This window comes from Bacteroidales bacterium (assembly GCA_021157585.1).
Classification (GTDB): domain Bacteria; phylum Bacteroidota; class Bacteroidia; order Bacteroidales; family UBA12170; genus UBA12170.
In genome coordinates this window covers 1-5,391 of sequence record JAGGWH010000151.1, presented here as the reverse complement: position 1 = coordinate 5,391, position 5,391 = coordinate 1, and the positions used below count along the sequence as shown (strand labels likewise).

Below are 5,391 nucleotides of genomic sequence, written 5' to 3'. Positions count from 1 at the left end.
TACCACCTTTGATCTAAGGGGTCACAACAACCATAACAATTTAATCCAAAACGTTTAAGTATAGGAAGTTGATATGGGAAAATAAATTCTTCAAACATTTGTGGTGATATTCCCACAGTTTCCTGGCTCTCACAAAATCCCCACATATCTATTGTTCTCACTTTAGAATTGTCAAATCCCTTAGTTGGTAGTTCTTTTGTATATCCAAAACCACCAGACCCAACATAACGGTCAGTATTTATTGATAATAAACCATTTTTTTCTAAAAAATTTAGTTTTTCTAAAGTTCCTTCACTAATAATTTTCATTAACCTGTGTATTAATTTAGGATTGTCATACATATCAATCATCATAGTATCCAACCCCCTTAGCAAAGCAAGGAGATAGGTCGACCCAAGCGACCACCACCAAAACCCAATTTTTCTTACTTTTAACAAATCACCAAAAGTATCATTAGCGACTTCTAATGTTCTTTGAGTTGCTTTGTAATCAACGTTTATTATTGGAAAATGCAACTTATCAATATCACTGTATTTTTTTATCGGGGCTTCCCAGGTATATGCCCCACCGTCCTCTCCACCTTGTATTATTGGCTCAACTCCCCAATTGCTTTCATTATACGTGTATCCAATGTCAAAGTTTGGCTCAATTACTTTATCATCCAACATTAGTTCTCCCCAAAAAATTTCTTTACGTAAAACTATCTCCCATCTTTGAGCAAGTTCTCCTGCACAGTCTATCTGGTCTTTGGTAATTATCTCATTCCACCCATTTTCCGGGTCACAAAAAACCAATGGACGTATTGGCCTTAATGAATTATGCTCATACCACAATTTTCGTTTTTCTTCCTCAATAGGACGATTAGATAAACTAGCTACTTTTGTTGCCAATCTACGTAATATACCTTTATCTTTTTTAGAAATAGTTATTTTTCCAGATTCCCCTGAATTAAACATAGGAGTTCTTTTATAATTATTAGCAGTCCACAGACCTGTGAATTTTTGTATAGAATCAGTACTTTTTTTCATAATTCCTTCTTTATCATCTAGTATAAAATACCTCTGTTAACTAACTGTTAACTATATAGGGTTACACATCTATACGGTACATTTGTAATATGAACCTATCCAAAATACTCATGATATTTTTTCTGAAGTTTTAGTTATGTCCACATCCACAACCTACATATGATAGATGTCATATAATATTATACCTAGCTCTTTCTCTCTTACTGATATGGTGCATAGATTCCAGTAGAACATAAAAGTCCTATTTGGAAGAGGTTTCTAAAAAATCTACATGACCTTTAATAGCATTATTTAAAAATTCTCTCAAAAAAAATAACCTGGAAAACCATATGTTTTCCAGGTTATTTTTTTGAAATACTACTCGTCTTTTTTTACCTCAACACCTGTGATACGTTCAAGAATCTTCACAACTGACCAATTATCTTCATCGGGGAATGATGATATACCTGCTTGAAACATTTCCATTGCAATACTTGTTGCAAACATTGGAACTCCACATTCTTTTGCCAGACTCATAGTAATACCTAAATCCTTATACATTGTACCAATATGACTCCCGGTATTTTTAAACTTACGCTCCATAATAAATTTTGTAGTACTTTGAAATAAAGGACCCCCCACTCCGGTTGTGCTGATAACATCATATAGTACTTCTGGTCTTACACCAGCTTTTGCTCCCAGGGCTAATGTTTCAAAAACTCCTTCAAAAGTAACTCCAATCAAGGCTTGCAAGCATGATTTTACAACTTGCCCCATTCCAATCTCTTCACCAACATAATGAATATTCTTACCAATTGCATTAAAAAGATCTCGGCATTCCTCAAATACATCATGCTTAGCAGCAACCATTAAAGTTAAAGTACCAGCATTAGCACCATTTCGCCCTCCGCTAACGCCCGAATCAACCATCCTGATACCCTTTTCCTTTACGGCTACTTCAATATCTTTAATATCTTTTCGACCAATTGTAGCGGTGATTATGATAATCGACCCTGGCTTCATGGTATCAAGCAAGCTATTCTTTCCTAGAATCACACTTTTTGCCTGACTTCCATTAAGCACCATTACAAAAGCAGCATCAACATTGTCACCGGCCTCAGCACAATTCTTTACAGCTTCTCCACCTGCTTCTGCAAAATTTTTTAATCTATCTTCGCGTAAATCAAATCCCTTAACTCTAAATCCACCCCTAAGAAGATTCTTTGCCATTCCCATTCCCATATCACCAAGTCCAATAAAACCAACAGTTTTCATTATTATTATTTTCCTCCTAAAATATTATTTATATTTATTAGATTTATATTCCAATATAGCAACCCTCTATATAATGATATTTTACTATTTTTTTATCCAAACAATTCTTTCATTACCTCGATTGATTTATAATATCCATCCTCAAAAGTTCCACCATCTGGTCGATAGACGCTCTCTAATGATATTACACCATTATAATTATCTTTTCTAAGAGCATTAGCAATATCTTCCAAATAAGGAGCAAGATCTCCCCGACCCAAAGAACGAAAATTGACAGTAGCTTTTGGAATATCTACTTTCATATCTTTCATATGAATATGTCCAAGATAATCACGTATTTCTTCATAGGCATCTGGGAAAGGAATATCTGCACAATAAAGTGAATTAGCAATATCCCATAGAACCTTTAAATGTTTTGTTCCTAAATCTTCTATCATTTTTCTTGCCAAATAACCTGAAACTATCATCGCATTTGTTCCGGTTTCCATGACTAAATCAACATCCTCATCCTCTGCAAGTTGTATGGGTTTTTCAAATAACTTCAAAAATTTATTCCAAGATTTATTTCCTCCTGCAACCCACCTGTCAGCACCATTTGTTCCCCAAATAACCATTTGCTTATTAAATGTCATAACCCGGACTAGTCGAGTTCCGAGAGCCTTTGCCATATCTATTGTCTTTTTAAGATACGCCATATGTTGATTATAGTTTTCGTCACCAACTTCAGTATCCATTATAGAAAGCCCGTTAAAATTATGCCGGGAAACACATGAAACCTTAACTCCATAAGAATCTACCAGTTTTTTAATTTTATCAATTTCTTCAGGGGTGTGATCTCCTACTTGTTTATCCCAGACAAATTGCAATTCAGCATATTTTACCCCTGTTTTATTCATCACCTTTAATGCATACTCAAGATCTTCACTAATACCATTTGTAATTACACCAATTTTCATTACTATTTTCCTCCTAAAATATTATTTTTAATTTATTAAAATATCGATTTCGCATATATTCATACTAGGCCTCAATATTTTTAACAGGAATCTGATGATTTATTGTAGCCAAAAAGAAAAGAGTTCACGTTCAATTATTCTTCCTCTTAATATTATTTCACTAATAACTCTGGTAAATATGTTGTTATTGGTGGGTAAAGACAAATCAAAAGCAATACGAAAATATTAGCAATTAAAAAGGGGGTTGCAGCCTTAAATATATCAAAAATTTCCATATGTGAAATTGCAGAAGCAACATTAAGGCAAGTACCAACCGGGGGGGTAACTGTGCCTACAGCGAGTCCTACAATTAATAAAGCACCAAATTGAACTGGCGAAATACCAATGGCCATACATGCTGGTAAAAAAACTGGAGTAAATAATAATATTGCAGGACTAACATCAATAAAAGTACCAGCTAATAAAATGATATTCATAATCACAATTAAGGTAAATATGGGAGAAAGGTTCAAATCTATAACAAAATTTGCTATAGATTGCGGTATCCCTTCAAGAGCTAATATCCATACATATAACTGACTAACTGCAATAATAATCATTATTGATGAACAGGTCTTAATTGCTTTCAAAAAACTCCCGGGAAGATTTTTTGCTTTTAAGCCACGAAAAACAAAAAGACCAACTATTATTGAATACATAACCCCAAAAGAAGCAGATTCATTTGCAGTTGCAACACCAAAAACTACAGTCCCAACAACAAATACTGGCATAATTAGTGCTAACAATGATTGTCGTGTAACTTTCAGTACATTTCCCCAGGAGTATTCAAAATTCTCCCTCGGGTAATCTCGTCTATAAGAAATAACTAAATTGATAATTAACTGTGAAAGACCAACCAACACACCGGGAATTAGGCCAGCAAGAAATAATTTCCCAACAGACTGTTCGGCCGTTACACAGTAAAGTATCATTGGAACACTAGGTGGAATTACCATACCCATAGTGGAAGAGGCTACTGTTATCCCGGCAGAATATTCTTTAGTATATCCACGCTTTTCCATTTCCGGTATCAATATCGCACCAATTGAGGCAGTATCTGAAGCTGATGATCCGGATATTCCTCCAAAGATCATACTTGCAAAAACATTAATACATCCAAGCCCACCTTTTAATCTTCCAAATATCAAGTTGCTAAAATCAATAATCCTATTAGTAATGCCGCTATCATTCATTAATTGTCCCATAACAATAAATAAAGGAAGCGCAATCATTGCATCGCTATTTAAACCGGAAAAAAGGCGCTGGGGGAATACTGTTAAAAGTTCTGGTCTATATACTAAAAAGTATGATAATGCGGATAAACCTAAAGAATAGGCAATTGGGATTCCCATAATCAAACATAGAGCTAATGCCACCAATAAAAGCGTCATGATTTTTTCCTTTCTTTTGCCATTGTTTTTCTTTTTGCGATAAAACTATCTTGTTTAATGTCTTTTTTTACTTGCCCCACCAATCCTTCTATTTCTGCATAAATATCTTCAGTTTCACGAGAAAGTTCTTCGGAATTTGCATAAATTAGATAAATACTATAAAAGCAATATAATATTACGAGACCGCACCCAATAGGAATTGGAATTCTTTGTACCCAAAAAGGAATTTGCGTCATCGGAGATTTGAAAGTCCATATAGATTTAATCCAACCTAAGCTCATATAAAAAAAGACGCCATTTAAAACGGAAATTAATATATAGTTGATAGTCAAAACAATCCTTTTAGTACCTGAAGAAAGTTTATCAACAAAAAAAGATATTTTAATATGTTCTCTTTGTCTGACCAGGATAGCACTTCCTAAAGCTGAACAATATACAAATAGCATGGTAATAATTTCGTTTGTTCCCATAATGGATGTTTTAAATCCATACCGTAACAATACAAGGCTAAATATTAATAAAAAAATTATTATAAAAAAAACAGTAATAATCCGCTCTATAGACCTGGTAATAAAGCGGTCGAATCTTTTTAGCCAATCCATAAAATTCGGATTCCTTCCTTTGCGTAAAAAATGAGTGAGGCCATTTTACTGACCTCACTCTTAAATTTAATACGTAAAATTATTTGTTACGATATTCAGCAAGCACACTTTGAACTGCTTT

At 33.9% G+C, this 5,391-nt stretch carries 5 protein-coding genes; all 5 read right to left on the bottom strand.

The genetic code is table 11. From position 1 onward, the window contains the following. The coding region (locus J7K39_10265; protein MCD6180273.1) for a hypothetical protein at positions 1–1,028 on the bottom strand (1,028 nt) is incomplete at its 3' end. 357 nt (positions 1,029–1,385) lie between these two features. Next, positions 1,386–2,282, bottom strand: a complete 897-nt coding sequence (locus J7K39_10260; GenBank protein MCD6180272.1) for an NAD(P)-dependent oxidoreductase — start codon at positions 2,280–2,282, stop codon at positions 1,386–1,388. A 92-nt stretch (positions 2,283–2,374) separates the two neighbouring features. Beyond that, positions 2,375–3,238 (bottom strand): sugar phosphate isomerase/epimerase, encoded by an 864-nt coding sequence (locus J7K39_10255; protein ID MCD6180271.1) that lies wholly within the window; start codon positions 3,236–3,238, stop codon positions 2,375–2,377. Positions 3,239–3,390: 152 nt separating this feature from the next. Continuing rightward, positions 3,391–4,668 carry a TRAP transporter large permease gene (locus J7K39_10250; GenBank protein MCD6180270.1) on the bottom strand — a complete coding sequence of 426 codons (1,278 nt, stop codon included), beginning with the start codon at positions 4,666–4,668 and terminating at the stop codon, positions 3,391–3,393. Continuing rightward, positions 4,665–5,270 carry a TRAP transporter small permease gene (locus J7K39_10245; protein ID MCD6180269.1) on the bottom strand — a complete coding sequence of 202 codons (606 nt, stop codon included), beginning with the start codon at positions 5,268–5,270 and terminating at the stop codon, positions 4,665–4,667. Before J7K39_10245 ends, J7K39_10250 begins: the two co-directional genes overlap by 4 nt. Between the last annotated feature and the right edge of the window lie 121 nt (positions 5,271–5,391).

Bases quoted from the DNA above. Each gene is read 5' to 3' on its own strand.
- J7K39_10245 (MCD6180269.1), bottom strand. From the start codon at position 5,270: ATGGATTGGCTAAAAAGATTCGACCGCTTTATTACCAGGTCTATAGAG.
- J7K39_10260 (MCD6180272.1), bottom strand. From the start codon at position 2,282: ATGAAAACTGTTGGTTTTATTGGACTTGGTGATATGGGAATGGGAATG.
- J7K39_10250 (MCD6180270.1), bottom strand. From the start codon at position 4,668: ATGACGCTTTTATTGGTGGCATTAGCTCTATGTTTGATTATGGGAATC.
- J7K39_10255 (MCD6180271.1), bottom strand. From the start codon at position 3,238: ATGAAAATTGGTGTAATTACAAATGGTATTAGTGAAGATCTTGAGTAT.